Source organism: Arenimonas soli (genome assembly GCF_014643775.1).
GTDB classification, from domain to species: Bacteria; Pseudomonadota; Gammaproteobacteria; order Xanthomonadales; family Xanthomonadaceae; genus Arenimonas; species Arenimonas soli.
Genome location: NZ_BMKC01000001.1, coordinates 83,408 through 109,139 on the forward strand (window position 1 = coordinate 83,408; position 25,732 = coordinate 109,139).

Consider the following 25,732-nt stretch of genomic DNA (forward strand, 5'->3'; position numbering starts at 1 on the left):
CAGGCCTTCGTCGAGGAGGGTGCCTGATGGCCGACGTCGCCGACCTCGCCCTGATCCTGTTCCTGCCCTGGTTCGCGATCCTGGGCGTGCTGTACTGGGTCTACCCGCGCACGCTTGAAAAGACCGCCGCGCGCCGGCGCTTCGACGTCACCGCCCTGGTCCTGGCCTTCCTGGCGGCCTTCCTCGCCGGGCGCTGGGGCTATGCCACGGCGGCCACCGGCATCGAGGCGGGGCCGATCTGGCGGCAGGTGCTGGCCAGCCTGCTGGCCTACAAGGCCTTCCTGCTGGTCGTGGGTGCGGCCTGGGCCCTGCGCGGGCAGCGGTTCCGCCGGGCGGTTTGATTGCGTTGGGGTTGCCTGGCCTAGACTGCACCGACTCCGCGAGCGAGGAAGTGCGATGACCGCGAACCTTGGCCCGTCCACCGGCTGGAGCCCGCCGCCGGACGACCAGCGCCGGCTGCAGGCCCTGCGCCGCTACCGCATCCTCGACAGCCTGCCCGAACAGGCCTTCGAAGACGTGGTGCAGCTGGCGACCACCATTTGCGGCACGCCGCAGGCAGTGGTGACCTTCATTGATGAAGACCGGCAGTGGTTCAAGGCCAGCCGCGGCATCAAGGGCGAAGAAACCGAGCGTGGCATCGCCTTCTGCGACATCGCGATCCGCAGGCCGGACGAAGTCACCATCGTCCGGGACGCCTCGCAGCACCCCGTGTTCCGGAACTACCCGCAGGTCACCGGTGAAGACCACCTGCGCTTCTACGCCGGTGCGCCCATGGTCACGCCCGACGGCTTCGCGCTGGGTTCGGTCTGCGTGGTGGACGTGGTGCCGCGCGACCTGAGCCTGGAACAGGTCGAGTCATTGCGCGCGCTGGCGCGCATGGCCGTGGCCCTGCTGGAACTGCGCCAGCGCGAACTCGAGGCCCAGCGCCTGCTGGCCGAGCGCGAACTGGCCACGCGCGAGCTGCAGGACTACCAGCGCAGCCTCGAGGCGCGCAACACCGCCCTGGCCGAAGAGGCCCGGCGCGACTCGCTGACCGGCCTGCTCAACCGGGGCGGGCTGGAGCAGGCCACGATGGGTGGTTTCTGGGCCGGCGGCGGCCAGTTCACCGTGGCCGTGCTCGACATCGACCACTTCAAGCGCATCAACGACAACCACGGCCACGCCACCGGTGACGACGTGCTGCGCCTGGTCGGCGAACAGATCCTGCAGGCGGTCCGCGGCGGCGACGTGGCGGTGCGCTATGGCGGCGAGGAATTCCTGGTGCTGATGCCGGCGACGCCGCCGGACGGCGCGATCACCGTGATCGAACGCATCCGCCAGACCGTGGCAAGCCACCCGGACCTGCCGGTGCCGGTAACCCTGTCGGCCGGCATCGCCAGCGGCCAGGCCGGGCGCGATGCGACCGAATCCGTGTTCGAACGCGCCGACCAGGCCCTGTACCAGGCCAAGCGGCGCGGGCGCGACCGGATCGAGGTTGCCGACGACTAGCGCGACGGCCGGGCCGCGCGGCGGTCAGGGATGGACGTTGGCGTTGGCGCGGGTCAGGCGCTTGCGCGCGCGCACCACGCAGAAGCGGTGTCCGGTGGGCGCTTCGAGCACGATCCAGCGGCCGTCGTGCGGACGCGAGATCTCCTTCGCGCCCAGCGCCACCAGCCGCCGGGCTTCGGCTTCGATGTCGTCGGTTTCCACGTCCAGGTGCACGCGCGACGGATGCGCGACCTTCTGGACCTCGATGTGCAGGCCCAGCGCGCTGCCATCGAGGCATGCGTATTTGTCCTGGCCGCCCTCGTCGGGATCGGTGACGGGCAGGCCCAGGGCCTGGCTCCAGAAACCGGCGGCCTGGCCCAGCGAGCCGCCCTCGCAGTCGATGATGAAACCCGCCAGCCGACTGCGGTGGGCCATCAGCGGGCTTTCTGCAGGTCGTCGATCAGGGCGCGCAGGAAACGTGCGGCCTCGCCGCCGGTGGCGGCGCGGTGGTCGAAGGTGAGCGAGAGCGGCATGATGCGGTGCGTTTCAAGCCCGCCCAGCACCGGCACCACGGCGTGGTGCAGGCGGCCGGCGCCGATGATGGCCACGCAGGGCGGCACCACCACGGGCGTGGCGTACTTGCCGGCGAAGACGCCGAAGTTCGACAGCATGATGGTGTAGTCGCGCAGCTCTTCCGGTGGCAGCGAGCGGTTCTTGACGCCGTCGCGGATGCGGTTGATGGCCTGGCGCACCTGGTAGGGTTCGAGCCGCTCGGCGTTGCGCAGGTTGGCCACGAACAGGCCTTCGGGTGAATCCACCGCGATGCCCACGTCCACGCGCGCATGCCGGCGCAGCGTGCCTTCCTTGGCGTTGAGCCAGGCGTTCATCGCCGGCTCGGCTTCGGCGGCCACGGCGATCGCGCGGATCATGCGCGCCATGATGTCCTCGCCAGGCGCCCAGGCATTGATGTCGGCGTCGTCCATCAGCGAGGTCGGCACGACCTCGGCGTGGGCCTGGGACATCGTGCGCACCATGTTGCGGCGCACGCCGCGGATGGGTTCGTCGACGTCCAGCGCTGCGTCGGACCGGGCCGGCGCCGCACGACCCGGCGACGGCGCCTCGGCCCGCGACGGCGCCGGTTTGGCGGCAGCGGCCGCCGGGCGCCCGCCTGCGGCACCGGCGGGGGCGCTGCCCTCCGCCGCCGCCTTCTTGACGTCCGCGGCCGTGACCACGCCGTCGGTGCCGGTGGCCTTCACGCGCGAAAGGTCGACCTTGAGCTTGCGCGCAAGCGCACGCACGGCCGGCATGGCGCGCACGCCGCCGACGACGGACGCCTGCTCGCTGCGCACGGCGTTGGAACTTTGCATGGCGCCGACGACGGTGCCGGCGTCGGCCGATTCTTCAGCTTCGTCCTGCGGCTCCTCGCGGATCTCGCCGCCGATGTCGGAGGCGACCACCGTCAGGTCGTCGCCGTCGTCGCGGGATTCTTCGTTGGGCACCGGATTGCCGGCGCCCTTGTGGCCATGCGAATGCCCGGTGTCCTGGGCATCGGCGCGCTGGGGCAGGGACGGGTCGAGTTCGATCTCGACCAGCCAGCTGCCGGTTTCGATGACGTCGCCGGCCTTGCCGGCCAGGCGCGTGACCTTGCCGGAAAACGGCGAGGGCACCTCGACCACGGCCTTGGCGGTTTCCATCGACACCAGCGGCTCGTCGAGCCGGATGACGTCGCCTTCCTTGACCAGCCACTCGACGATCTCGGCGTCGGGAAGGCCTTCGCCCAGGTCGGGCAGCTTGAACAGCTTCTTGTCGCTCATGTGTGTTTCCTCAGCCCGCCGCCAGCGCGCGCTTGGCGGCGGCGACGATCTTGTCCACGCTCGGCAGGTACTTCATCTCGAGGCGGAACAGGGGGATATGGGTGTCGTAGCCGGTGACGCGCTCGACCGGGGCCAGCAGGTCGTACATGGATTCCTCGGCCAGGCGCGCGGCGATCTCGGCGCCGAAACCCGCGGTCTTGGCGGCTTCGTGCACGATGACGCAGCGGCCGGTCTTGGCCACCGATTCGCGGATGGTGTCGAAGTCCAGCGGCTTGAGCGTGGCCACGTCGATGACTTCGGCGCTGATGCCCTGTTTGGCCAGTTCGTCGGCGGCCTCCAGGGTTTCCTTCACCTGCGCGCCCCAGGTGACCAGGGTGAGGTCGTCGCCGTCACGCAGCTGGAAGCACACGTCCAGCGGCAGCGCCTCGCCGTCGTCGGGCACCTCTTCCTTGTACTGGCGGTAGATGCGCTTGGGCTCCATGAAGATGACCGGGTCCGGGTCGCGGATCGCCGCCAGCAGCAGGCCGTAGGCACGCTGCGGCGAACTGGGCATCACCACGCGCAGGCCCGGCACGTTGGTGAAGATCGACTCGTTGGCCTCGCTGTGGTGTTCCGGCGCGCGGATGCCGCCGCCCCAGGGCACGCGCAGCACCATCGGGCAGGTCAGCCGGCCGCGGGTGCGGTAGCGGAAGCGCGCGGCGTGGCAGACGATGTGGTCCACCATCGGGTACATGAAGCCGTCGAACTGCGCCTCGGCGACGGGCTTCATGCCCTGCGAGGCCAGGCCGACGGTGAGCCCGGCGATGGTGGTTTCGTCCAGCGGCGTGTCGATGACGCGCTGGTCGCCGAAGGTCTGCTGCAGGCCGGCGGTGGCGCGGAAGACGCCGCCGTTGACGCCGACGTCCTCGCCGATCACCAGCACGGTGTCGTCGGCCTTCATTTCCCAGGCCAGGGCCTGGGTGATCGCTTCGATCAGGGTGATGGCGGCCATCTCAGCGGCCCTCCCACTTGATCGCGTCGGCGCGCTGGGCTTCCAGGTCGGCCGGCAGTTCGGCGTAGAGGTAGTCGAACATCGCTTCCACCGGCTGCACCTTGGTTTCCAGGTAGGCGTTGACCTCGATGTCCACCAGCTTTCCGCATTCTTCCTTCCACGCGGCTTCTTCGGCTTCGCTCCAGACGCCTTCGGAAATCAGGAAGGTGCGCAGGCGCGACATCGGTTCGCGTTCCCAGGCGGCCTTGACCTCGGCGTCGTCGCGGTAGCGGCGGGCGTCGTCGGCAGTGGTGTGGTCGGACAGGCGGTAGGTGACCAGTTCCAGCACGCTGCCGCCGTGGCCGTTGCGGGCGCGCTTGAGCGCGTGGTCCATGGCGGCGCGCACGGCGATGATGTCGTTGCCGTCCACCTGCACGCAGTCCAGGCCGCCGGCGATGCCCTTCTGGGCCAGGGTCTTGGCGCCGGTCTGGGCCTTGCGCGGCACCGAGATCGCCCAGCCGTTGTTGATGATGCAAAGCACGAAGGGCAGGGTGTAGGCGCCGGCCGAATTGATGGCGGCGTAGGTGTCGGTCTTGGAGCTGCCGCCGTCGCCGACGCAGGTGACCGCCACCCGCGGTTCGCCGCGCAGCTTGAACGCCAGCGCGGCCCCGGCCGCATGCAGGCACTGGGTGGCGATGGGCACGCACCAGGGGTAGTCGTGGGGCGGGCCCGAGAAGTCGTTGCCGCGTTCGTCGCCGCCCCAGTACATCAGCACGTCGCGCGGTTTCACGCCGCGCATGAACTGGGCGCCGTACTCGCGGTAGCTGGGCGCCAGCACGTCGTCGTACTGCATGGCGCTGCCGATGCCGATGTGCGCGGCCTCATGGCCCAGGCAGCTGGCGTAGGTGCCCAGCTTGCCGGTGCGCTGCAGCGCCACCGACTTGGTGTCGAAGGTGCGCACCATCAGCATGTGCTTGAACAGCTCGACCAGGTTGCGGCGGTCCTTGGCGAACTCGGGCAGGTCCTCGCGGACCAGCCGGCCATCCGGGCCGAGGTACTGGAGGTATTCGATCTCGAAGGTGGCGATCCGGGACATCGTGTCCTTCCGTGGGAAACCTTCCCGATGATAGCCAGCCCCCGGGTCGAAAGCGAAACGGGCGCCCGAAGGCGCCCGTTCGCTGGCGTAGGGTCGTGCGAGGCTCAGTGGCCGCCGCGACTCCGCGGCCGGCCGACCACCTTCACGCTGGCGCCGTCGGAATCATTGCCGGCGTAGGTGTCGTTGCTGCGCGTGCGCGCCTGGATGTGAAGACCAACCTGGTCCTGCACGGTTTCGCGGCGTGCCTGCAGGTCGAAACGCAGCAGGTCGAAACCGCCCGGTGCCAGGGCTTCTTCGCGGCCACAGGCCAGGCGGCTGCCGTCGCCGTCGGCGACCGGCGCATCGCACAGCCAGCCTTCGGCGTGCACCGCCAGCAGCTGGTCCGGACGCGCGTCGAGGTGGACGACCAGTTCCGGTCGCAGGGCGCGGGACTGGCCCAGGTTGCCCACCAGCGCCAGGAAGGGCGCACGCTGGCCATCGTGTACCGGCACGAACGGGCCAGCCACCAGCACCGCCAGGTCGGCGTCGAGGAAGGCCGGCACCACCAGGTCGGCCACCAGCGGATCGTGGTCGGAACTGCGCACCGGCACGGTCGGGTCCGCGGCCAGGTCGGCGGCGAAGTCGCTGTTGACGCGGGCGTGGTAGAGCGTGGCTTCAGTGGCTTCGAGCACGGCCTGGTTCACCAGCGCGTGGTCCAGGTTCTGGGCATTGCCCTCGAACACGTAGGAATAACGCTGGTCCACCGGGCGGGTGCCGATCAGGTTCACCAGCGGGCGGGTGACCGCGCTCTGGCCGGCCAGCAGCACTTCGTCGGCGGGCGCCGGCGTGCCGGCGATGATGCCCATCACGTCCACGTAGCCGTCGCTGAACTCGAAGGCGTTGAAATCGCCGACCAGCACCAGCGGCATGGCCGGGTCGGCCTGCTGGATCGATTCGACCAGCTGCGACAGGCGTTCGGCCTGCTGCTTGCGCTTCTCGCGCGAGCGGTTGCCGACCGTGCCCCACTGGGCGTTGGACGAGAGGTTGTTGGTGTCGAGCAGCGACAGGTTGTGGTTGAGCAGCACCTGCACCGGGAACTGGCGGCCGTTGCCGTCGTTGACCCGGGCGTCGAGCTGCAGCGGCGGGCGGTCGAACAGGCGCAGGCTGGGGTTGATGCTGCCGTCGGGCGCGACCAGCGGCTCACCCACGAAGTGTTCGACCACGCCACGCACCTCGACCCGCGGCTGGCCGTCGGCCACCGGCGCCGTCTTCACCAGGTAGCCCAGGCGCTGGCTGCCGCTGGTGGACAGCAGGTAGGCCTCGTAGGCCGGGTTGTCCGGGCAGTTGTCGAACTCGTCCTCGTTGATGGCGCGCGCCAGGCGGCGGGCGGTTTCGAGGTTGCCGATCTCGACCAGGCCGACCACGTCCGGCGTGCGCAGGTACTGGCAGAACACGTCCGTCAGCTTGGCCAGGCGGTCGAGCGGCACCGATTCACCGCCGCTGAGGTTCTGGATGTTGTAGCTGGCGATGCGCACCGCGCCTTCCTCGACGGCGGGCACCGCGGCGACCAGGGCGCCGCCGGCGCTGGTGGTCGCATCGCGCTGGCCCAGCAGCAGGGTGAAGTCGCCGCGGTCGTAGTACAGGATGCCTTCCATGCCCTGCACCGACGCGCCGGCATCGAGGTTGAAGGCGCTGCCGCCTTCCAGGCCCAGGCTTTCGACGCGCAGGCGCTCGGGGTTGCGGTCGAACACCGGGATGGCGTTGCCCGGGGGCAGCGGCACGGCGTCGAGCGCGGCGATGCCGGGCTCGCGCACCGGGCGCGGCACGCCGGGCAGGGTGACGTGGAAGTCGCCGAAGCCGTTGGTCGGACCGACCACGGTCGCGGCCGGCAGCACCACGCGCATGCCCTGGTAACGGCCCAGGGCGTCCAGCGCGACGGTCGGCGCCAGCACGGTGTCGTCGATCACCACCGGCGCCGGCAGCGCCTGGCCGGTGGCCAGCACGGTCAGGCTGGCCCAATTGAGCTGGGTCAACGGGTAGCCATGCGGCGTGCGGGAGAACTCGCTCACCCGGCCCGCCACGCGCACCCGGTTGCCCACGGCGGCGTCGGCCGGCGGCGGGGCGGAGGTGAACACGAACACGCCTTCGGCGGTGGCCGGGTCGCCGTCGTCTTCGCCCGGCGCGCTCTGGATGAAGTAGCCGTTGCCGCGGCGCGCGGTGACGATGCCTTCGGTCACCACCTCGGTGCCCACCGGCAGCGGCGAGCCGATGCCCTGGCCCTGGATGCCGGCGATGCCGACGCGGATGGCGACCGACAGGTTGATCGTGCCGGCGCCGCTGCGGCCCTGGTCGTCGGCGACCTGCACCGGCAGGGACTTCGGGCCGGGCGAAGTGCCTGGCGCGACGGTGCCGGCCCAGGTGAATTCAAGGTCGTTGGCCACGAGGTCGCCGCTCAGTCCGTCGTCGCGGAAGGCCTGGCCGGCGCTGCCGCCGATGGCTTCAAGGTCGGCGCTGACCACCAGGCCGGTGCTGGCCGGGTTGGCGCCGGGCGTCACCTGCACGGTCAGCACCGTGTCGTCGCCGGCGGCCAGGCTGGCCGGGCTGGCGCTGCCGGTGGCGGTCGGGTCGGTGGGCTGGGGCGTGCCGCCGCAATTCGTGGCGTGGCTGCCCAGGCCGTCGAAGGTGTCCTGGGCGTAGCCTTCCCATTCCAGGGCCGGGTCGAAGGCATCGTCGGGCGTGGTGTCGCCGGCGCAGACCGTGGCCAGGCGGCGCAGGGTGTTGTCGGCGGTGGAAACCAGGCCGCTGCCCCACTGGCTGCCGGGGTCGACCCCGACCTGGCCCAGCGAGTCGACCACCGGGCCGGCGCTGCCGCCTCGGCGCAGCACGATGGCGTCGTCGCCGTTGAACCAGGTGCCGCCGGTCTGGTCGGCCTGCGCCAGGATGGCGGCCGTCGCGGACGCGGGCGCCAGCACGTAGACGTCGCCGTCGGCCAGCGTGCCCGACAGGGCCAGCGTGGTTCCGGGGCTGGTATTGCCGTTGAAGTAGAACTGCAGCGTGTAGCCGCCGGCGGACAGGTCCACCGGGGCGCCGGTGCCGTTGTGGATCTCGACGGCCTTGTTGTTGCTGCTGCCTTCGATGACTTCGGAGATCAGCAGGTCGGCGGTGGCCGCCTGGGCGGCCAGCGGCAGGAAGAGCAGCGCACAAAGGGCGTGCAGGCGCGGATGATGGCGCATGGTATGGAGCCTCGGAGGTGGGTCGGAGCTGCCGGCCAGTCCGGGCTACCCCCTGGGGGGTCCCCTGCCGAACTGTGACAGAAGCCGCAGTTTATATCGGAAAATGCTGCGATCGCATGACAGACTTCCCCTTTCGCCGCCGGACCCCGCCATGACCCAGCCCCCCAACCAACGAGCCCTGGAGCAGGGCATCACCACCGACCTGCGTGACCGCCTGACCTACGGCGGCTACCTGCAGCTCGATACCCTGCTGTCGGCACAGAAGCCCCTGTCGGACCCGCCCCACCACGACGAGATGCTGTTCATCGTCCAGCACCACGTGTCCGAGCTGTGGCTGAAGCTGCTGATCCACGAACTGCGGGCGGCCCTGGCCTGCCTGCAGAACGACGAACTGGGCCCGATGCAGAAGATCCTGGCCCGGGTGAAGCAGGTGCAGCGCCAGCTGACCGAGATGTGGTCGGTGCTCGAGACCCTGACCCCGGCCGACTACCTGCAGTTCCGCGACATCCTGGGCCCGGCCTCGGGCTTCCAGTCGCTGCAGTACCGGCTGGTGGAGTTCCTGCTGGGCAACAAGAACGCCGACATGGTGAAGGTGTTCTCGCACGACCCCGACGCCACCGCGCAGCTGGAGGCCGTGCTCAACGCGCCCAGCCTCTACGACGAGTTCCTGCGCCACCTGCACCGCAAGGGCTACGCCATCCCGGCCGGCTGCGTCGAGCGCGACTGGTCGAAGCCGCACGAGCGCGAGCCCGGCCTGGTGCCGGTGTTCAAGGCCATCTACGAGGACACCGACACCCACTGGGAGGCCTATGCCACCTGCGAACAGCTGGTGGACGTGGAGGCCAGCTTCCAGTTCTGGCGCTTCCGGCACATGAAGACGGTCGAGCGCATCATCGGCTACCGGCGGGGCACCGGCGGCAGTTCCGGGGTGGGCTTTCTCAAGCAAGCGCTTGAACTAACCTTCTTCCCGGAGCTGTTCGAGGTGCGCACCGTGCTGGGCCAGCCGGGCTGAGGCATCCGGCCGGGCGGGCTGCTAGTCTTCGGGCCTTGTCCGACGACCGCCCGGAGCCACCATGAACGAAGCCAACCCGCCCGATCTCGCCAAGCGCGGCTGGATCACCCGCAGCCTCGACCTGGTCGAACGCCTGGGCAACAAGCTGCCCGACCCGGCGGTGCTGTTCCTGATCCTGATGCTGGTCACCTGGGCGGTGTCGGCGCTGATGTCGAACATGGCCTTTTCCGAGATCGACCCGCGCAGCGGCGACCCGGTGCAGATCGTCAACCTGCTCAGCGGCACCAGCCTGACCGCCTTCATGGCCAGCATGGTCAATACCTTCGTCACCTTCGCGCCCCTGGGCGTGGTGCTGGTGGCGATGCTGGGCCTGGGCGTGGCCGAGCACACCGGCTTCATCAACGCGGCGCTGCGGGCGATGCTGGGCGTGACCCCGAAGATGCTGCTGACCCCGGCCCTGATCGGCGTCGGCGTGCTCAGCCACGTGGCGGTGGACGCCGGCTACGTGCTGGTGATCCCGCTGGGCGCGGTGATCTTCTACGCCGCCGGCCGGCATCCGCTGGCGGGCATCGCGGCGGCCTTCGCCGGCGTGTCCGGCGGCTTCTCGGCCACCTTCATCGTGCCCTCCAGCCTCGACCCGCTGCTGGCCGGCCTGACCCAGGCGGCCGCGCAGCTGATCGACCCGGCCTACGAGGTCAACCCGCTCAACAACTACGTCTTCACCACCAGCTCGACGGTGCTGATCATGCTGGTCGGCTGGTTCCTCACCGACAAGGTGATTGAACCGCGGCTCAAGGCCACGCCGGTGGACGGCGACGTCAGCGAAATGCCGACCATGAGCCCGCTCAAGCCGGAGGAACGCAAGGGCCTGGTCTGGGCGATGGTGGCGATGGCCATCGCCATCGCGCTGTTCGTGCTGACCCTGCTGCCGGCCGGCACGCCCTGGGGCGCCGACCCGGCCACCCTGGCCCCGGGCACGCACCCGCTGCTGGCCTTCACCGCGCCGCTGATGCGCTCGATCGTCGGCCTGATCTTCATCTTCTTCCTTATCCCGGGCGTCGTTTACGGCTATGTCTCGGGCACGGTGAAGACCCACCGCGACGTCATCGCCGGCATGGCCAAGGCGATGTCGGGCATGGGCTATTACATCGTGATGGCGTTTTTCGCCGCGCAGTTCATCTACGCCTTCGGCCAGTCGAACCTGGGCGTGCTGATGGCGATCAAGGGCGCCAACCTGCTGCAGGCCATGGGCCTGCCGATGGCGCTTACCCTGGTGGGCATCGTGCTGCTGTCGGGTTTCGTCAATCTGATGGTCGGCTCGGCCTCGGCCAAGTGGGCGCTGATCGGCGCGATCATGGTGCCGATGCTGATGCAGCTTGGCGTGTCCCCGGACCTGACCCAGGCCGCCTACCGCGTCGGCGACAGCTCGACCAACATCATCACGCCGCTGCTGCCGTATTTCCCGCTGATCGTGGTGTTCTGCCAGAAGTACGTGAAGGGCGCCGGCGTCGGCACCCTGCTGGCGATGATGCTGCCGTATTCGATCACCCTGCTGGTGGTCTGGACCGCCTTCCTGATCGGCTTCTGGGCCCTGGGCATCCCGCTGGGCGTGGGCTCGAGCTTCACCTACCCCGCAGGCGGCTGAAACTGAACGGCGGCGCCGGCGTTTGACGCCGGCCGCCGCCACCGGTTACACCTTCGCGCCTTGTTTCACTTTGATTACCCAGGGGAGTAAGCAACCAAGTGGCCACCCATCCGACTACCGCCGAAGGGAAAACCTTCCTCGGCCACCCGCGCGGACTGTACGTCCTGTTCTTCGCCGAAATGTGGGAGCGCTTCTCCTACTACGGCATGCGCGCGCTGCTGATCTTCTACCTCGTCAAGCACTGGCTTTACAGCGAGGAAGAATCTTCGATCATCTATGGCGCCTACACCGCGCTGGTGTACATCACGCCGGTGCTGGGTGGTTACCTGGCCGACCGTTACCTGGGCCAGCGCAAGGCCGTGCTCTACGGCGCCGTGCTGCTGACCATCGGCCACAGCCTGATGGCCATCGAAGGCAGCGGTGGCCAGGACAGCTGGGCCATCAACTGGTTCTGGCTGGCGCTGAGCTTCATCATCGTCGGCTCGGGTTTCCTCAAGGCCAACATCTCGGTGATCGTCGGCCAGCTGTACCCGCGCACCGACCTGCGCCGCGATTCGGCGTACACGATCTTCTACATGGGCATCAACCTGGGTGCCGCCCTGGGCGCGATCATCGCCGGCTGGCTGGGTGAAACCTACGGCTGGGCCTACGGCTTCGGCGCCGCCGGCCTGGGCATGCTGCTGGGCCTGATCGTGTTCGTGATCGGCAAGCCGGCCCTGATGGGCAAGGGCGAAGCCCCGGACCCCGTGCGCCTGGCCAATCGCACCGCCGGCCTGAGCATGGAATGGTGGCTGTACCTGGTGGGCATCGGCGGCGTCGGCCTGGTCTGGGTGCTTATCCAGTACCAGCACCTGGTGGGTTTCCTGCTGATGGGAGCCGGCGCGATCCTGGTGGCCTACGTGCTGTTCACCGCGGTGTTCAAGCTGCCGGCACACGACCGTGACCGCATCTTCGCGGCCATGTACCTGATCTTCGGCTCGGTCCTGTTCTGGGCCCTGTTCGAACAGGCGGGTTCGTCGCTGAACCTGTTCACCGACAGCTCGGTCGACCGCAACCTGCTGGGCTACGAAGTGCCGGCCTCGATGTTCCAGTCCATCAACGCGATCTACATCGTGCTGCTGGGCCCGGTCTTCGCGGGTCTTTGGCTGTTCCTGGGCCGTCGTGGCCTGGAGCCCTCGTCGCCGGCCAAGTTCGGCCTGGGCGTCATCCAGCTCGGCGCGGGCTTTCTGGTGCTGGTCGCCGGCTCCGCCGCGATCTACGAGGGTGGCATGACGCCCGTGCTGTTCATCTTCCTGATCTACCTGCTGCACACGACCGGCGAACTGTGCCTGTCGCCGGTGGGCCTGTCGGCGATGAACCGGCTGTCGCCGGCGCACCTGGCCAGCCTGATCATGGGCACCTGGTTCTTCGCCTCGGCCTCGGGCAACTTCGTCGCCGGCCTGATTTCCGCGGCGACGGGCGCGGAAGGCGTGGACAACGCCGGTCCCGAGCGCGTGCTCGAGGTCTACACGACGGTCGGTTGGGTCGCCGTGGGCGTGGGCGTGTTCATGGTGGTGATCGCACCGCTGGTCAAGAAGCTGATGCACCTCGATACGCTGAAGGATTTCGAGGACGACGTGCCGGGCCAGGCCGAGATCGGCGAGCCGCAGGCGGGTGGTACGCATCCGAAGGGCTGAACCACGGACGCGGATTGGAAAGACGGGGCCTTCGGGCCCCGTTTTCTTTCCGGCGTCGGGCTAGTCGCGGGTGGCGGCTTCGCGCTCTTCGACGCGGGTGAGCAGGCGGTCGAGGGTGGCGCGTTCGTCGGTGTCCAGGCCTTCGAGCAGCCGGCGCTGGTAGGCCAGGGCCATCGGCGCCACGTCCTCGTAGATGGCCCGGCCGGCCGGGCTGAGCCGCAGCACGGACCGGCGGCGGTCGCCGCCGTGGGTGTCGCGTTCGATCCGGCCCGCGGCCTGCAGGCTGGCCACGGCGCGGCTGACGGCGACCTTGTCCATGGCCGTGCGTTCGGCCACTTCCCGGGCCGACAGGTCGTCGCGCCGGCCCAGCACGGCCAGCACCCGCCATTCGGTGATGCCCAGGCCGAAGCGGTCGGCGTAGAGCCGGGCGATGTCCTGGCTGATGCGGTTCGACAGCACCGACAGCCGGTAGGGCAGGAAATGCTCCAGGTCCAGGATGTCGCGTTCAGGCATTGCGGCGGCGCACCTTGCAAATGGTTTCAGATGAAACTATAACGGACGCCTTCCCCATGCAAGCGGCAAGCCGGAGGTTCCTATGAGCGCACAACCCAACCTGGGCATGCAGCCCACCACCTTCGAAAACCCGATGGGCATCAACGGCTTCGAATTCGTCGAGTTCGCCGCCCCGGCCGATCGTGGCGAAGCGATGGCGCAATACCTGCGCAACCTGGGCTTCACCGCCATTGCGAAGCACACGAGCCGTCCGATCACCCTGTATCGCCAGGGCACCATCAACTTCCTGCTCAACGAATCGCCTGATTCCTTCGCCTCGGATTTCGCGGCCCAGCACGGCCCCTCGGCCTGCGGCTTCGCCATCCGCTTCAAGCAGCCCTCGGGCGAGGTGCTCAAGCACGTGCTGGCCAACGGCGGCGAGCGCCAGGACCACCGCGCCGACACCCGCGCCGTGGACGCGCCGGTGGTCAAGGGCATCGGCGACTGCATGCTGTACCTGGTCGACGACGGCCGCGACGACCTGTACGCCGACTTCGCGCCGATCCCGGGCGTGGACCAGCACCCCAAGGGTTTTGGCCTGACCTTCATCGACCACCTGACCCACAACCTGTTCATGGGCAACATGCAGAAGTGGTCGGACTACTACGAGAAGCTGTTCAACTTCCGCGAGATCCGCTACTTCGACATCAAGGGCGCCAAGACCGGCCTGCTGTCGAAGGCCATGACCGCGCCCGACGGCGTGGTGCGCATCCCGCTCAACGAGTCGAGCGACGAGAAGAGCCAGATCAACGAATACCTGCGTGAGTACAAGGGCGAGGGCATCCAGCACATCGCGCTGTTCACCGACGACATCTACAGCTCGGTGGAGGCCATGCACCAGGCCGGCGTGAAGTTCCTGGACACCCCCGACACCTACTTCGACGTCATCGACCAGCGCATCCCCGAGCACGGCGAAGACGTCGCCCGCCTGCGCAAGAACAGCATCCTGATCGACGCCGACCCGGAAACCAAGCAGCGCAAGCTGCTGCAGATCTTCACCCAGAACGCGTTCGGCCCGATCTTCTTCGAGATTATCCAGCGCAAGGGCAACGAAGGCTTCGGCGAGGGCAACTTCCAGGCCCTGTTCGAATCCATCGAACGCGACCAGATGCGCCGCGGCGTGCTCTGACCGGAGCCCGGCATGAGCCTGGATTACCAGAGTGGTTTTGGAAACGAGTTCGCGACCGAGGCGCTGCCCGGTGCGCTGCCGGTGGGGCGCAATTCGCCGCAGAAGGTGGCCTACGGCCTCTACGCCGAGCAGGTAAGCGGCACGGCCTTCACCGCGCCGCGCGCCAGCAACCGGCGCAGCTGGCTGTACCGCATCCGGCCGGCGGCCATGCACGGGCCGTTCTCGGAACTGGCCCATGCGGGTTTCCACAATGATTTCGGCCACGGTCCGGTGACGCCGGACCAGCTGCGCTGGAACCCGCTGCCGATGCCGTCGGCGCCGACCGACTGGCTCGACGGCCTGTTCACCATGGCCGGCAACGGCGGCTCCTGGGCCGGCACCGGCATGGGCGTGCATCTGTACACGGCCAACAAGGACATGGACGGGCGCTATTTCTACGATGCCGACGGCGAGCTGCTGATCGTTCCCCAACAGGGGCGGCTGCGCATCGCCACCGAGCTGGGCGTGCTGGAGGTCGAGCCGCAGGAAATCGCGCTGATCCCGCGCGGCCTGCGTTTCAGCATTTCGCTGCCCGACGGCGAGGCCCGGGGCTACGTGTGCGAAAACTTCGGCGCCATGTTCCGGCTGCCCGACCTGGGCCCGATCGGCAGCAACGGCCTGGCCAACCCGCGTGATTTCCTGGCGCCGGTGGCGGCCTGGGAAGACCGCGAGGGCGACTTCGAGCTGGTGGCCAAGTTCCAGGGCAGCCTGTGGCGCGCACACATCGGCCACAGCCCGCTGGACGTGGTGGCCTGGCACGGCAACTACGCGCCGAGCAAATACGACCTGCGCCGCTTCAACACCATCGGTTCGATCAGCTACGACCACCCGGACCCGTCGATCTTCCTGGTGCTGCATTCGCCCAGCGACACCGAAGGCACCAGCAACATCGACTTCGTGATCTTCCCGCCGCGCTGGCTGGTGGCCCAGGACACCTTCCGGCCGCCCTGGTTCCACCGCAACATCGCCAGCGAGTTCATGGGCCTGGTGCACGGCGCCTACGACGCCAAGGCCGAAGGTTTCGTGCCCGGTGGTTGTTCGCTGCACAACGCGATGACCGGCCACGGGCCGGACGCGGCGACGTTCGAGAAGGCGTCCAGCGCCGACCTGTCCAAGCCCGACGTGATCACCGGCACCATGGCCTTCATGTTCGAATCGCGCAGCGTCATCCGGCCCGCGGCCCAGGCCCTGGACGCCGGCCACCGCCAACGTGACTACCAGGCCTGCTGGCAGGGCCTGCGCAAGCATTTCTCCCCGGAGGCTCCCTGATGCGCCGACTCCCGCACTGCGCCGTGCTCGCCGCCTGCCTGGCCCTGGCGGGCTGTGGGGGTGGCAAGGAAGATCCCGCGACGGCCACGCCATCCGGCCCGGAGGCGAACCAGGCCGCGGTGACTGCCGCCGCCCCGGACGCGCCGGCGGCCGGGTCCGCACCGGCACCCGGCCCGGCGGCGCCGCTGGGCGACTACGACCGTGAACAGGTCAACTTCACCGGCTTCGGTGCGGCCCGGTTCGGGGCCGACGAGGCCGCGGTCCGCCAGGCCTGGCGCGACCGCCTGGTGCCGGAAAGCCTGGCCGGCAGCACCCTGTGCTACTACATCGAACAGGACCCGCGTCCCGCCGGTGGCGGCATCGCCTTCATGTTCGAAGGTGCGCAGTTCGTGCGCTACGACGTGTTCGGGACCCCGGCGGGCGTGTCGGCCGCGCCGGGTGGCTTCACCGTCGGCGCCCGCGCCGACGACATCCTGGAAGCCTTCGGCAGCCGGGTGGAAGTGCAGCCGCACAAATACATCGAAGGCGGCCGCTACCTGGTGCTGTCGCCGGAGTTCGGCGAGCCGGGACGGGTCGTCTTCGAAGTCGACCAGGACGGCCTGGTCACGCAGTGGCGCGTCGGCGTGCCGCCGCAGGTTTTTTACGTCGAGGGCTGCAGCTGACGCCGCGGCCCCGCCAACAACAACGGAACTGACATGAAACTCGGATCACTCAAGGAAGGCGGCCGCGACGGCACGCTGATCGTTGTCTCCCGCGACCTGGCGCGCGCCGTCAAGGCCACCGGCATCGCGCCGACGATGCAGTGGGCCCTGGAAGACTGGTCGAACCTGGCGCCGCGCCTGAACGCCGTCTACGAGGCGCTGGAGGCGGGAACGCCGGACACGGTGAACGGCGAGCCGGTCTTCGCCCTGGACGTCACCCAGCTGGCCTCGCCGCTGCCGCGCGCCTACGAGTTCGTCGACGGCAGCGCCTACCTGCCGCACGTGGCCCGGGTGCGCAAGGCGCGTGGCGCCGAGGTGCCGGAAAGTTTCTACACCGACCCGCTGATGTACCAGGCGGTCAGCGCCGGCTTCCTGGGTCCGCGCGACCCGGTGCTGGTGCCCGACGAGGCCCACGGCATCGACCTTGAGGCCGAGATCGTCGTGGTCACCGACGACGTGCCGCTGGGCGCGTCGCCGGCGGAGGCCGCCGGCCACATCCAGCTGGTCGGCCTGGTCAACGATGTTTCGCTGCGCAACCTGATCCCGGGCGAGCTGGCCAAGGGCTTCGGTTTCCTGCAGTCCAAGCCGCGTTCGGCCCTGAGCCCGGTGTTCGTCACGCCCGACGAGCTCGGCGACGCCTGGCGGGGCAACAAGCTGCACCTGCCGCTGCTCACCCACGTCAACGGCAAGTGGTTCGGCGCGCCCGAAGCCGGCGTGGACATGCAGTTCGACTTCTCCCAGCTGGTCGCGCATGCGGCGAAGACCCGCCCGCTGTCGGCCGGCACCCTCGTCGGCTCCGGCACGGTCGCCAACGAGGACACCTCGCTGGGCGCCAGCTGCTTCGCCGAACTGCGCACGGTCGAGGCCCTGCGCGACGGCAAGCCGAGCACGCCGTTCATGGCCTTTGGCGACACCGTACGCATCGAGATGATCGACAAGGCCGGCCACAGCATCTTCGGCGCCATCGAGCAGCGCATCCAGAAGGCCTGAGGGCCGGGGTTGCCACAAATCGCGGGGCCCGGCGTATGCTTGGCCCAGACAGGGCAGGCAAGGGGCAAGCCAGATGAACGCGGGCTCGATCCGGCTGTATTCGTATTGGCGCTCCAGCGCCGCCTACCGGGTGCGCATTGCGCTCAACCTCAAGGGCCTGCCCTACGAGACCGCGGCCGTGCACCTGGTGCGCGACGGCGGCGAGCAGCACAAGGCGCCCTTCAGCGACCTCAACCCCCAGGAACTGGTGCCGGTGCTGCTGCACGGCAACCGCATCCTGCGCCAGTCCCTGGCGATCATGGAATACCTGGACGAAACCTGGCCGACGCCGCCGCTGATGCCGGCCACGGCCCGCGACCGCCAGCGCGTGCGCGCCATCGCCCAGCTGATCGCCAGCGACATGCACCCGCTCAACAACCTGCGGGTGCTGCAGTTCTTCGAAAACACCTGGAACGTGCCCCAGGCCGAGCGCGAGGCCTGGGTGCGGCACTGGGTGAAGGTGGGCTTCGACGCGCTCGAGGACACCCTGTGCGACAACCCGTCCACCGGCGCCTTCTGCGACGGCGACGTACCGACCATGGCCGACTGCTGCCTGGTCCCGCAGGTCTACAACGCCGAACGCTTCGGGGTGGACATGGCGCCGTACCGGACCATCCGCCGCATCACCGCCGAATGCCTGGCGCTGGATGAATTCGACGCCGCCCGGCCGGAAAAGCAGCCGGACGCGCCCGCCGGCAGCTGAGCCGGTTCAGTAGGCTTGGGTTTCGCTGCCCGGGCCGCCGCCGCCGTACATGTCGCCGTAGGGGTCGTGTTCGCCGGTGGCGCCCTCGGACAGGCGGATCTTCAGGGCCAGGCCGTCGCGCGAATCGGCCTTGCGCAGGGCTTCCTCGAGTTCGACCTTGCCTTCCTTGTACATCCGGAACAGCGACTGGTCGAAGGTCTGCATGCCTTCCTGGAGCGACTTGTCCATCGCGTCCTTGATTTCGTGCACCTCGCCGCGGCGGATGAGGTCGCGGATCATCGGGGTGTTGATCAGGATCTCGGCGGCCGGCAGGCGCTTGCCGTCCTTGCCCACCACCAGGCGCTGGCTGATGATCGCCTTGAGGTTGAGCGAGAGGTTCATCAGCACGTTCTTGTGGGCCGACTCCGGGAAGAAGTTCAGGATGCGGTCCAGGGTCTGGTCGGCGTTGTTCGAGTGCAGGGTGGCCATGCACAGGTGGCCGGTTTCGGCGAAGGCGATGGCCGATTCCATGGTGATGGCGTCGAGGATCTCGCCGATCAGGATGACGTCCGGCGCCTCGCGCATGGCGTTCTTGAGCGCATTGTGGAAGGCGTGGGTGTCCAGGCCGACTTCGCGCTGGTTCACGATCGATTTCTTGTGCTTGTGCAGGAACTCGATCGGGTCCTCGATGGTGAGGATGTGGCCGGTGGTGCTGGCGTTGCGGTGGTCGATCATGGCCGCCAGGGTGGTGGACTTGCCCGAGCCGGTCGAACCGACCACCAGCACCAGCCCGCGCTGCTCCATGACGATGTCCTTCAGGACCGCCGGCAGCTTGAGCTGGTCGATGCCCGGAATCTCGGACTTGATCGCACGGATGACCATGCCCACTTCGCCGCGCTGCTTGAACACGTTCACGCGGAAGCGGCCGGTGTCCTTCACGGCGATGGCCATGTTGAACTCCAGGTCGCGCTCGAAGGCGGGTACCTGGCCCTCGTCCATCAGCGAATACGCGATCTTCTTGACCATGCCGGCCGGAAGCCCGGTATTGCCAAGCGGATAGAGTTTGCCTTCGACCTTGATATAGACGGGCGCGCCGGTAGTCAGGAACATGTCCGACGCGTTCTTTTCCGTCATCAGCTTCAGGAAGTAGCCGATGTCCATGTCAGTATCCTTGCATCCCCTGGTTCGGTCCCGGTGGGTGGCCCGGCGTGGCTACAATGGCTTCGCCGAAACGCTCACCTGCGAGTTCGCCTTATGACACTAATGCCGTTAAAAATCCATCGTGCACTGCCAATCCTGCTGGCCGTTTCGCTGTTTTGCGCGAACAACGCGGCCGCCGACGAGATCGACGCGGCGCTGGCCGCGGCCGAGCGCGCGGTGATCGCCGCCGAGTCCGCCCAGCCGCGCGGCGACGCCGCCCAGGCGCTGGAACAGGCGCGTGGCCAGTGGTTGGCGGCCCGCGAGGCCCGGCGCAAGACCGACAAGCTGCGGCTGGCCGAAGCCGCCGCCGCCAATGCCGACCTGGCCCATGCCAAGGCGCGGCTGGACACGGCCCGCCAGGCGGTCGAAAGCGCCGCCGCGCGCAATGCCGACCTGCGCCGTCGCCTGCTCATGAACGGGGGAGGCTGACCATGTCCGTCCGACTGCTGACCCTGCTGCTGGCCGCCGGCCTTGCCCTGTCCGGTCCGGCCACCGCCGCCAGCGACCACGAAGAGGCCGTGGCGCGCCTGGCCGCCGAACTGCAGGCCCTGGAAGCCGACCCGTCCCTGGGCGGCCTGGCCCGGCTTGAGCGCCTGCAGGCGCGCCAGGCCATCGCCGATGCCCGCGATGCCCGCCGCCGCGACCGCGAGCACAAGCTCGGCCTGGCCGGCGTGCGCCTGGAAACCGCCCGCCTGGCCGCCGAAGCCGAGCTGCTGGTCGGCCAGGCCGAACAGCTCGACCGCGAGCGCGACCAGATCATGCTCGAGGCCAGCCGCCGCGAGGCCGAACGGGCCCGCCGTGAATCCGAGCGCCTGCGCCTGCAGGCCCTGGCCCGGGAAGAAGCCATCGAGCGCGAGCTCGAGCAGGCCGAAACCATGCGCCTGGCCGAACTGGAGGCCGCCGAGGCCGAAACCGCCCAGGCCCGCAAGCTGGCCGCCGCCCGGGCCCGCGAGGCGGAGCTGGCCCGCCAGGAAGCCGAGCTGGCGGCCGCCATCGCCGCCGATGACATCACCGACGCCAGCCCGCCGCCGCTGAGCCGGGAGGGCGGCCGCGAGGTCTATACCCTCGGCGGCGACGCCTTCGGCAGCGGCAGCGCCAGCCTCACCGCACCGGCCCAGGCCAGCCTCAGGGCCCTGGCGGGCCTGCTTGGCGGCGGCGGCAGCGTGCGCATCGAAGGCCATACCGACAGCCAGGGCGGGCAGGCCGCCAACCAGGCCCTGTCCCAGCGCCGGGCCGAGGCGGTGATGCGGGTCCTGGTCGAAGCCGGCGTCGACAGCGGTCGCCTGCAGGCCGTTGGCAAGGGCGAATCCAGCCCGGTGGCCGACAACGGCAGCGCGGCCGGCCGGTCCCGCAACCGGCGCGTCGAGATAATCATCAACTGATTTAAAAACAAAGGCTTACGAAAGTGGTTGCGACCCCCGGGGAGGGGGAGTAGGTTCAAATTCCCGGGGGCCCGATGCCTCCGGGACCACGAGCCAGGCCGATGAAAGCAGACCACGCCACCGCCGACCGTGCCGCCTTCCTTCCGGATGTGCGCGCGTCGCGTGGAGGCGCCGCCCGCGAAAGCGACCTGACCCCTGTCTCGATCCGCAACGCCCCGGTCTACCCAGCCGGGGCGTTCGCGTTTTATGGAGGAGGTCATTCCGATGTTTGAAGGGCAACCGCAACAGGAACTCGAAGCGCTGATGAAGAGCGACCCGGAATTCCGGCAGCTCTACCACCATCACCGGGAACTCGACAAAAAGGTCCTGGACGCCGAACTGGGCGTCCTGCCGCTGGACGACACCACGCTGGGGCGCATGAAGAAAGAAAAGCTCAACGCCAAGGACCGGCTGACCCGAATGTTCGACCAACACCGACACTGAGTCACCGCTGCGGCGGCGGCCCACCTCGTCGGGTCGCCGTCGCAGCCCCTGGGCCGGGCCACCCTGTGCTGGCCGGCTCCGGGCGGGTGATGGGCCCGGGCTGCTAGAATCCCCGCCCTGCGATCCTGCCCGATTCCCCCCATTCCCATGACGGTTCAGTCCAGCGTCCTCCAGTTGGTAGGCAATACCCCGATAGTCAAGGCCAGCCATCTTGATACCGGCCCCTGCGAGCTGTTCCTGAAGCTCGAGTGCATGAACCCGGGGGGCTCGATCAAGGACCGCATCGGCCTGAAGATGATCGAGGCGGCCGAAGCCCGCGGCGACCTGAAGCCGGGCGCGCTGATCGTCGAGGGCACCGCCGGCAACACCGGCATCGGCCTGGCCCTGGTGGCCCAGCAGAAGGGCTACCGGCTGCTGCTGGTCGTGCCCGACAAGATGAGCCGCGAGAAGATCTTCAACCTGCGGGCCATGGGCGCCGAGGTCGTGCTGACCCGCTCGGACGTGGCCAAGGGCCATCCCGACTACTACCAGGACATGGCCGCCCGCATCGCCAGCGAAACCCCGGGCGCCTATTTCATCAACCAGTTCGGCAACCCGGACAACCCGGCGGCCCACGAAGAGGGCACCGGCCCGGAGATCTGGGCGCAGATGGACGGCGACATGGACGCCATCGTCTTCGGCTGCGGCAGTTCGGGCACCATGACCGGCCTGTCGCGCTACTTCGCCAAGGTGGCGCCGCACGTCGAGCTGGTGCTGGCCGATCCGGTCGGGTCCATCCTCACCCAGTACATCAACGAGGGCGTGCTGAGCACCAAGTCCGGCAGCTGGCTGGTCGAGGGCATCGGCGAGGACTTCCTGCCCGACATCTCCGACTTCTCGCGCGTCAAGAAGGCCTACGCCATCTCGGACAAGGAAAGTTTCCTGGCCGGGCGCGAACTGCTGGTCAAGGAAGGCGTGCTGGGCGGTAGCTCCAGCGGCACCCTGCTGGCCGCCGCGCTGAAGTACTGCAAGGAACAGACCGAACCCAAAAAGGTGGTCGTGTTCGTCTGCGACACCGGCAACAAGTACCTGTCGAAGATGTACAACGACTACTGGATGCTCGACAACGGCTTCCTGGAACGTGAACACCACGGCGACCTGCGCGACCTGATCCTGCGCCCCTATGCCCACCGCGACACCGTGGTGGTGGGGCCGGACGATACGCTGCACGTGGCCTACCAGCGCATGAAGATGTACGACGTGTCCCAGCTTCCGGTCATGGACGGGGACGCGATCGTCGGCATCGTCGACGAATCGGACGTGCTGATGCACGTGTACGGCAAGGAAGAACGTTTCAAGGACAGCGTCGCCAGCGCCATGGTCACCCAGCTGACGCTGCTGCAGGTCACCGAACCGATGGAATCGCTGCTGCCGGTGTTCGACCGCGGCCAGGTGGCGATCGTCGTGGACGGCAAGAAGTTCCTGGGCCTGATCACGCGCATCGACCTGCTCAACTACCTGCGCCGGCGCGTTCCGTGACGGCGCGCCGGCGCGGCTGCGAATAATTCGCCGCCCGCCGCGCCCGCGCCTTCCCCGATAATCCACAGTCCGAGGCCGGTAAGCCGGCCCAGAGGCAAGAAGAATGAGCAAGACCCACGGCATCGGTACCCGAGCCATCCACGCCGGCCAGTCACCCGACCCCAGCACCGGGGCGGTGATGACGCCTATTTACGCCACCTCGACCTACGTGCAGGCCAGCCCCGGCCAGCACCAGGGCTTCGAGTATTCGCGCAGCCACAACCCGACCCGCTTCGCCTACGAGCGCTGCGTCGCCGAGCTCGAGGGCGGCAGCCGCGGTTACGCCTTCGCCTCGGGCCTGGCGGCCACGTCCACCGTGCTCGAGATGCTCGACAGCGGCGACCACGTGGTCTGCATGGACGACGTCTACGGCGGCACCTACCGCCTGTTCGAGCGCGTGCGCCGGCGCAGCGCCGGCCTGGACTTCAGTTTCGTCGACCTCAACGACATGGCCGCGGTGGAAGCGGCGGTCACCCCGAAGACGAAGCTGATCTGGTGCGAGACGCCGACCAACCCGATGCTCAAGCTGGTGGACATCCCGCGCCTGGCCGAGTTCGCGCGCAAGCGGGGCCTGTGGCTGGCGGTGGACAACACCTTCAGCTCGCCGGTGCTGCAGCGGCCGCTGGAGCTGGGCGCGCACCTGGTCATGCATTCGGCCACCAAGTACCTCAACGGCCACTCCGACATGGTCGGCGGCATGGTGGTGGTCGGCGACGACGCCGGCCTGGCCGAGCAGATGACCTTCCTGCAAAACTCGGTCGGCGGCATCCAGGGCCCGTTCGACAGCTTCCTGGCCCTGCGCGGCCTCAAGACCCTGCACCTGCGCATGAAGGCGCACTGCGCCAATGCCCTGGAGCTGGCGTCGTGGCTTGAAACCCACCCGGCCATCGACAAGGTGATCTACCCGGGCCTGGCCTCGCACCCGCAGCACGACCTGGCCAGGCGCCAGATGCATGGCTTCGGCGGCATGATCTCGATCTACGTCAAGGGCGGCGGCGACGCCGCGCGCCGGTTCATGGAGCGCTGCAAGCTGTTCGCCCTGGCCGAGTCGCTGGGCGGCGTCGAAAGCCTGGTCAACCACCCGGCAATCATGACCCACGCCTCGGTGCCGGCCGACCGCCGCGCGGCGCTGGGCATCACCGACAACCTGGTGCGGCTGAGCGTGGGGGTGGAGGACGTGCAGGACCTGCGGGCGGAGCTGGACGAGGCGCTGGCCTGATGCTTTTCAAACACTTCCGCGGTAGTTTGCGAGAGCCGGAGTTCTGGGCTTACTCAAGCTGGCTGGACATCGTCACCAAATACCGGAGGTCGCGGCTGGGTCTGTTCTGGCTGCTCGTTCCCGTTGCCCTCTACACCTTTGGCGTGGGCTGGTTCTTCGCCCACCTGACCGGCAATGACCCATACGCGTTCATCCCGCACCTGGGCATCGGCTTCGTACTGTTCAGGTTGCTTTCCACCGTGATCAACGAATCCACGAGCGTGCTCCCGAACCACTCGAGCTTCGTGCTCGATGGGCATACCCGGCTCACCGACTTCGTGATGCGGGTCGTCGCAAAGGCGGCCTTCTATTTCCTGACGGCCCTGCCGCTACTCGCCATCGCCCTGGCGATGGCACCCAACTTCGTTCCCAGTGGCCTGTTGGCGGTGCTGCCCTTGCTGTTGGTTGCGTTGTTGAACGTCGCCTGGATCGGCGTGGTGGTTTCATTGCTCGGTGCCCGTTTCCCCGACATGCACGAACTGATGGGCAGCACGTTCGTCTTCGCCTTCATTCTCACCCCGATCCTTTGGCAGGCGACGCTGGTGCCGGAGGGGTCGATGCGAAGCGTGCTGATGCGGATCAATCCGCTGTTCCACATGATCGAGGCCATCCGCGCACCTGTGTTGGGCGAGCAGGTGTTCGCTTCGACCTACTGGTACCTGGGAATCATGACGGTGGCGGGCTGGAGCCTGGCCTGGTGGTTGTACCGGCGCTATGCCCGATTCGTGCCGCTGTGGGTCTGAGCCGATGAAGACGACCGCGCGACTTGCAGCCCACCACATCACGCTTGACCTGCCGCTGTTCCTGCAGGAAGACCGGGGGGGACGATCCTGGCTGTCTTCCCTTTTCAGTGCGGCGTTCGATCCGCCGAGAAGGGAATTCCGCCGGGTCCTGGATGACATCAGTTTCGAGGCAAACGAGGGCGACCGGATCGGAATCGTCGGCCGGAACGGTGCCGGCAAATCGACACTCCTTCGCGTCCTCACCGGGGCCTATTGCCCCACCAGCGGCTGGATGGACGAGGTCGGGAGCAAACAAGCCCTGCTCAACATTTCGCTCGGTTTCAACGGCGAGGCGACGGTCCGGGAGAACATCTACCTGCGTGGCATGGCAATGGGGCTGCGGACTGCACAGCTGAACGATCTCGTGGAGCCGGTGCTGGACTTCGCCGAACTTGCCGACAAATCCAACCACCGCCTGCGTACCCTCAGCTCCGGCCAGCGCATGCGCCTGGGCTTCGCCATCGCCACCGCGGTTCAGCACGACATCATGGTGATGGACGAGTGGATCGGCGCCGGCGATGCGGGATTCATCCAGAAGGCACGCGATCGCATGCGATCGAGGGTCAATGGAGCGAAGATCGTCATTCTCGCCAGCCACAACTTCGGCCTGATGAAGGACGTGTGCAACAAGGGCCTCCTGCTCGACCAGGGCCGCCTTGTCCAGGCCGGCCCGATCAAGGAGACACTCAAGGCCTACGAAGATCTGCTCAAGGCGCACTCCGCGATGCAGGCAGGGCAAAGCGCGGAAGCGGGCGCCAGTACGAGTGGGGGCTAGGC

General features: G+C 68.4%; 24 protein-coding genes. 17 read left to right on the forward strand and 7 right to left on the reverse strand.

Annotated features, from left to right (window positions below; all coding sequences use genetic code 11):
• Nucleotides 1–26: 26 nt before the first annotated feature.
• Complete coding sequence (locus IEX13_RS00415; RefSeq protein ID WP_188659846.1) at nucleotides 27–341, forward strand: hypothetical protein; 315 nt, start codon at nucleotides 27–29, stop codon at nucleotides 339–341.
• 55 nt (nucleotides 342–396) lie between these two features.
• Nucleotides 397–1,488, forward strand: coding sequence for a sensor domain-containing diguanylate cyclase (locus IEX13_RS00420; protein WP_188659848.1), 1,092 nt, complete (start codon nucleotides 397–399; stop codon nucleotides 1,486–1,488).
• 24 nt (nucleotides 1,489–1,512) lie between these two features.
• Here IEX13_RS00420 and IEX13_RS00425 read toward each other — a convergent pair whose 3' ends face one another.
• From IEX13_RS00425 to IEX13_RS00445, 5 genes are all read right to left on the reverse strand, one after another.
• Nucleotides 1,513–1,902 carry a VOC family protein gene (locus tag IEX13_RS00425; protein WP_188659850.1) on the reverse strand — a complete coding sequence of 130 codons (390 nt, stop codon included), beginning with the start codon at nucleotides 1,900–1,902 and terminating at the stop codon, nucleotides 1,513–1,515.
• A complete protein-coding gene (locus tag IEX13_RS00430) occupies nucleotides 1,902–3,281 on the reverse strand; it encodes a dihydrolipoamide acetyltransferase family protein (protein ID WP_188659852.1) in 1,380 nt (459 codons plus the stop codon). Before IEX13_RS00430 ends, IEX13_RS00425 begins: the two co-directional genes overlap by 1 nt.
• 10 nt (nucleotides 3,282–3,291) lie before the next feature.
• On the reverse strand, nucleotides 3,292–4,272 hold the full coding sequence (locus IEX13_RS00435) for an alpha-ketoacid dehydrogenase subunit beta (protein ID WP_188659854.1): 981 nt from the start codon (nucleotides 4,270–4,272) through the stop codon (nucleotides 3,292–3,294).
• Nucleotide 4,273: 1 nt separating this feature from the next.
• The gene (pdhA, locus tag IEX13_RS00440) at nucleotides 4,274–5,347 is read right to left on the reverse strand and encodes a pyruvate dehydrogenase (acetyl-transferring) E1 component subunit alpha (protein ID WP_188659857.1); all 1,074 of its coding nucleotides are present in this window, start codon (nucleotides 5,345–5,347) and stop codon (nucleotides 4,274–4,276) included.
• 104 nt (nucleotides 5,348–5,451) lie between these two features.
• Nucleotides 5,452–8,559, reverse strand: a complete 3,108-nt coding sequence (locus tag IEX13_RS00445; RefSeq protein ID WP_188659860.1) for a lamin tail domain-containing protein — start codon at nucleotides 8,557–8,559, stop codon at nucleotides 5,452–5,454.
• 151 nt (nucleotides 8,560–8,710) lie between these two features.
• Between IEX13_RS00445 and IEX13_RS00450 the strand changes: the two genes are divergently transcribed.
• The 3 genes from IEX13_RS00450 to IEX13_RS00460 all read left to right on the forward strand — a co-directional run bounded on the left by IEX13_RS00450 (nucleotide 8,711) and on the right by IEX13_RS00460 (nucleotide 12,892).
• Complete coding sequence (locus IEX13_RS00450) at nucleotides 8,711–9,571, forward strand: tryptophan 2,3-dioxygenase (RefSeq protein WP_188659863.1); 861 nt, start codon at nucleotides 8,711–8,713, stop codon at nucleotides 9,569–9,571.
• A gap of 61 nt (nucleotides 9,572–9,632) precedes the next feature.
• Entirely contained in the window at nucleotides 9,633–11,216 is a 1,584-nt protein-coding gene (locus tag IEX13_RS00455; RefSeq protein WP_188659865.1) for an AbgT family transporter, read from the forward strand.
• A gap of 98 nt (nucleotides 11,217–11,314) precedes the next feature.
• Nucleotides 11,315–12,892: a peptide MFS transporter gene (locus tag IEX13_RS00460; RefSeq protein ID WP_188659868.1), complete on the forward strand. Its 1,578-nt coding sequence runs from the start codon at nucleotides 11,315–11,317 to the stop codon at nucleotides 12,890–12,892.
• A gap of 60 nt (nucleotides 12,893–12,952) precedes the next feature.
• Here the strand turns inward: IEX13_RS00460 and IEX13_RS00465 are convergent, their stop codons facing one another.
• Nucleotides 12,953–13,405: a MarR family winged helix-turn-helix transcriptional regulator gene (locus IEX13_RS00465; RefSeq protein WP_188659871.1), complete on the reverse strand. Its 453-nt coding sequence runs from the start codon at nucleotides 13,403–13,405 to the stop codon at nucleotides 12,953–12,955.
• A gap of 82 nt (nucleotides 13,406–13,487) precedes the next feature.
• Here IEX13_RS00465 and hppD point away from each other — a divergent pair, with 82 nt between their 5' ends.
• The 5 genes from hppD to maiA all read left to right on the forward strand — a co-directional run bounded on the left by hppD (nucleotide 13,488) and on the right by maiA (nucleotide 18,314).
• Nucleotides 13,488–14,573, forward strand: a complete 1,086-nt coding sequence (gene hppD / locus IEX13_RS00470; RefSeq protein ID WP_188659874.1) for a 4-hydroxyphenylpyruvate dioxygenase — start codon at nucleotides 13,488–13,490, stop codon at nucleotides 14,571–14,573.
• A 12-nt stretch (nucleotides 14,574–14,585) separates the two neighbouring features.
• Nucleotides 14,586–15,881 carry a homogentisate 1,2-dioxygenase gene (hmgA, locus tag IEX13_RS00475; protein WP_188659877.1) on the forward strand — a complete coding sequence of 432 codons (1,296 nt, stop codon included), beginning with the start codon at nucleotides 14,586–14,588 and terminating at the stop codon, nucleotides 15,879–15,881.
• Nucleotides 15,881–16,543, forward strand: coding sequence for a lectin (locus IEX13_RS14355; protein WP_308423877.1), 663 nt, complete (start codon nucleotides 15,881–15,883; stop codon nucleotides 16,541–16,543). Before hmgA ends, IEX13_RS14355 begins: the two co-directional genes overlap by 1 nt.
• Before the next feature lie 33 nt (nucleotides 16,544–16,576).
• Nucleotides 16,577–17,572: a fumarylacetoacetate hydrolase family protein gene (locus tag IEX13_RS00485; protein WP_188659879.1), complete on the forward strand. Its 996-nt coding sequence runs from the start codon at nucleotides 16,577–16,579 to the stop codon at nucleotides 17,570–17,572.
• 73 nt (nucleotides 17,573–17,645) lie between these two features.
• Nucleotides 17,646–18,314 carry a maleylacetoacetate isomerase gene (gene maiA / locus IEX13_RS00490; protein WP_188659880.1) on the forward strand — a complete coding sequence of 223 codons (669 nt, stop codon included), beginning with the start codon at nucleotides 17,646–17,648 and terminating at the stop codon, nucleotides 18,312–18,314.
• Between the two features lie 6 nt (nucleotides 18,315–18,320).
• Here the strand turns inward: maiA and IEX13_RS00495 are convergent, their stop codons facing one another.
• Nucleotides 18,321–19,454 (reverse strand): PilT/PilU family type 4a pilus ATPase, encoded by a 1,134-nt coding sequence (locus IEX13_RS00495; RefSeq protein ID WP_188659881.1) that lies wholly within the window; start codon nucleotides 19,452–19,454, stop codon nucleotides 18,321–18,323.
• A 102-nt stretch (nucleotides 19,455–19,556) separates the two neighbouring features.
• On the opposite strand from IEX13_RS00495, the gene IEX13_RS00500 reads away from it, so the two are divergent.
• The 7 genes from IEX13_RS00500 (at nucleotide 19,557) to IEX13_RS00530 (ending at nucleotide 25,730) form a co-directional block, all read left to right on the forward strand.
• Nucleotides 19,557–19,922, forward strand: a complete 366-nt coding sequence (locus IEX13_RS00500) for a hypothetical protein (protein ID WP_188659882.1) — start codon at nucleotides 19,557–19,559, stop codon at nucleotides 19,920–19,922.
• Nucleotides 19,923–19,924: 2 nt separating this feature from the next.
• On the forward strand, nucleotides 19,925–20,875 hold the full coding sequence (locus tag IEX13_RS14360; protein WP_188659883.1) for an OmpA family protein: 951 nt from the start codon (nucleotides 19,925–19,927) through the stop codon (nucleotides 20,873–20,875).
• Nucleotides 20,876–21,139: 264 nt separating this feature from the next.
• The gene (locus IEX13_RS00510; RefSeq protein WP_188659884.1) at nucleotides 21,140–21,358 is read left to right on the forward strand and encodes an HP1242/YdcH family protein; all 219 of its coding nucleotides are present in this window, start codon (nucleotides 21,140–21,142) and stop codon (nucleotides 21,356–21,358) included.
• Between the two features lie 147 nt (nucleotides 21,359–21,505).
• Nucleotides 21,506–22,876, forward strand: a complete 1,371-nt coding sequence (locus IEX13_RS00515; protein ID WP_188659885.1) for a pyridoxal-phosphate dependent enzyme — start codon at nucleotides 21,506–21,508, stop codon at nucleotides 22,874–22,876.
• Nucleotides 22,877–22,979: 103 nt separating this feature from the next.
• A complete protein-coding gene (locus IEX13_RS00520; RefSeq protein ID WP_188659886.1) occupies nucleotides 22,980–24,134 on the forward strand; it encodes a cystathionine gamma-synthase in 1,155 nt (384 codons plus the stop codon).
• Nucleotides 24,134–24,916, forward strand: a complete 783-nt coding sequence (locus IEX13_RS00525; RefSeq protein ID WP_188659887.1) for an ABC transporter permease — start codon at nucleotides 24,134–24,136, stop codon at nucleotides 24,914–24,916. The genes IEX13_RS00520 and IEX13_RS00525 overlap by 1 nt, the downstream gene beginning before the upstream one ends.
• A 4-nt stretch (nucleotides 24,917–24,920) precedes the next feature.
• On the forward strand, nucleotides 24,921–25,730 hold the full coding sequence (locus IEX13_RS00530; protein ID WP_188659888.1) for an ABC transporter ATP-binding protein: 810 nt from the start codon (nucleotides 24,921–24,923) through the stop codon (nucleotides 25,728–25,730).
• Nucleotides 25,731–25,732: the final 2 nt, after the last annotated feature.

Excerpts from the sequence above, each read along its gene's own strand:
- IEX13_RS00435 (WP_188659854.1), bottom strand. The coding sequence starts at position 4,272 with ATGGCCGCCATCACCCTGATCGAAGCGATCACCCAGGCCCTGGCCTGG.
- maiA (WP_188659880.1), top strand. The coding sequence starts at position 17,646 with ATGAACGCGGGCTCGATCCGGCTGTATTCGTATTGGCGCTCCAGCGCC.
- IEX13_RS00425 (WP_188659850.1), bottom strand. The coding sequence starts at position 1,902 with ATGGCCCACCGCAGTCGGCTGGCGGGTTTCATCATCGACTGCGAGGGC.
- IEX13_RS00455 (WP_188659865.1), top strand. The coding sequence starts at position 9,633 with ATGAACGAAGCCAACCCGCCCGATCTCGCCAAGCGCGGCTGGATCACC.
- IEX13_RS14355 (WP_308423877.1), top strand. The coding sequence starts at position 15,881 with ATGCGCCGACTCCCGCACTGCGCCGTGCTCGCCGCCTGCCTGGCCCTG.
- hppD (WP_188659874.1), top strand. The coding sequence starts at position 13,488 with ATGAGCGCACAACCCAACCTGGGCATGCAGCCCACCACCTTCGAAAAC.
- IEX13_RS00530 (WP_188659888.1), top strand. The coding sequence starts at position 24,921 with ATGAAGACGACCGCGCGACTTGCAGCCCACCACATCACGCTTGACCTG.
- IEX13_RS00520 (WP_188659886.1), top strand. The coding sequence starts at position 22,980 with ATGAGCAAGACCCACGGCATCGGTACCCGAGCCATCCACGCCGGCCAG.
- IEX13_RS00515 (WP_188659885.1), top strand. The coding sequence starts at position 21,506 with ATGACGGTTCAGTCCAGCGTCCTCCAGTTGGTAGGCAATACCCCGATA.
- IEX13_RS00450 (WP_188659863.1), top strand. The coding sequence starts at position 8,711 with ATGACCCAGCCCCCCAACCAACGAGCCCTGGAGCAGGGCATCACCACC.
- IEX13_RS00500 (WP_188659882.1), top strand. The coding sequence starts at position 19,557 with ATGCCGTTAAAAATCCATCGTGCACTGCCAATCCTGCTGGCCGTTTCG.
- IEX13_RS00415 (WP_188659846.1), top strand. The coding sequence starts at position 27 with ATGGCCGACGTCGCCGACCTCGCCCTGATCCTGTTCCTGCCCTGGTTC.
- pdhA (WP_188659857.1), bottom strand. The coding sequence starts at position 5,347 with ATGTCCCGGATCGCCACCTTCGAGATCGAATACCTCCAGTACCTCGGC.
- IEX13_RS00510 (WP_188659884.1), top strand. The coding sequence starts at position 21,140 with ATGTTTGAAGGGCAACCGCAACAGGAACTCGAAGCGCTGATGAAGAGC.
- IEX13_RS00430 (WP_188659852.1), bottom strand. The coding sequence starts at position 3,281 with ATGAGCGACAAGAAGCTGTTCAAGCTGCCCGACCTGGGCGAAGGCCTT.
- IEX13_RS00525 (WP_188659887.1), top strand. The coding sequence starts at position 24,134 with ATGCTTTTCAAACACTTCCGCGGTAGTTTGCGAGAGCCGGAGTTCTGG.
- IEX13_RS00420 (WP_188659848.1), top strand. The coding sequence starts at position 397 with ATGACCGCGAACCTTGGCCCGTCCACCGGCTGGAGCCCGCCGCCGGAC.
- hmgA (WP_188659877.1), top strand. The coding sequence starts at position 14,586 with ATGAGCCTGGATTACCAGAGTGGTTTTGGAAACGAGTTCGCGACCGAG.
- IEX13_RS00465 (WP_188659871.1), bottom strand. The coding sequence starts at position 13,405 with ATGCCTGAACGCGACATCCTGGACCTGGAGCATTTCCTGCCCTACCGG.
- IEX13_RS00495 (WP_188659881.1), bottom strand. The coding sequence starts at position 19,454 with ATGGACATCGGCTACTTCCTGAAGCTGATGACGGAAAAGAACGCGTCG.
- IEX13_RS00445 (WP_188659860.1), bottom strand. The coding sequence starts at position 8,559 with ATGCGCCATCATCCGCGCCTGCACGCCCTTTGTGCGCTGCTCTTCCTG.
- IEX13_RS00485 (WP_188659879.1), top strand. The coding sequence starts at position 16,577 with ATGAAACTCGGATCACTCAAGGAAGGCGGCCGCGACGGCACGCTGATC.
- IEX13_RS14360 (WP_188659883.1), top strand. The coding sequence starts at position 19,925 with ATGTCCGTCCGACTGCTGACCCTGCTGCTGGCCGCCGGCCTTGCCCTG.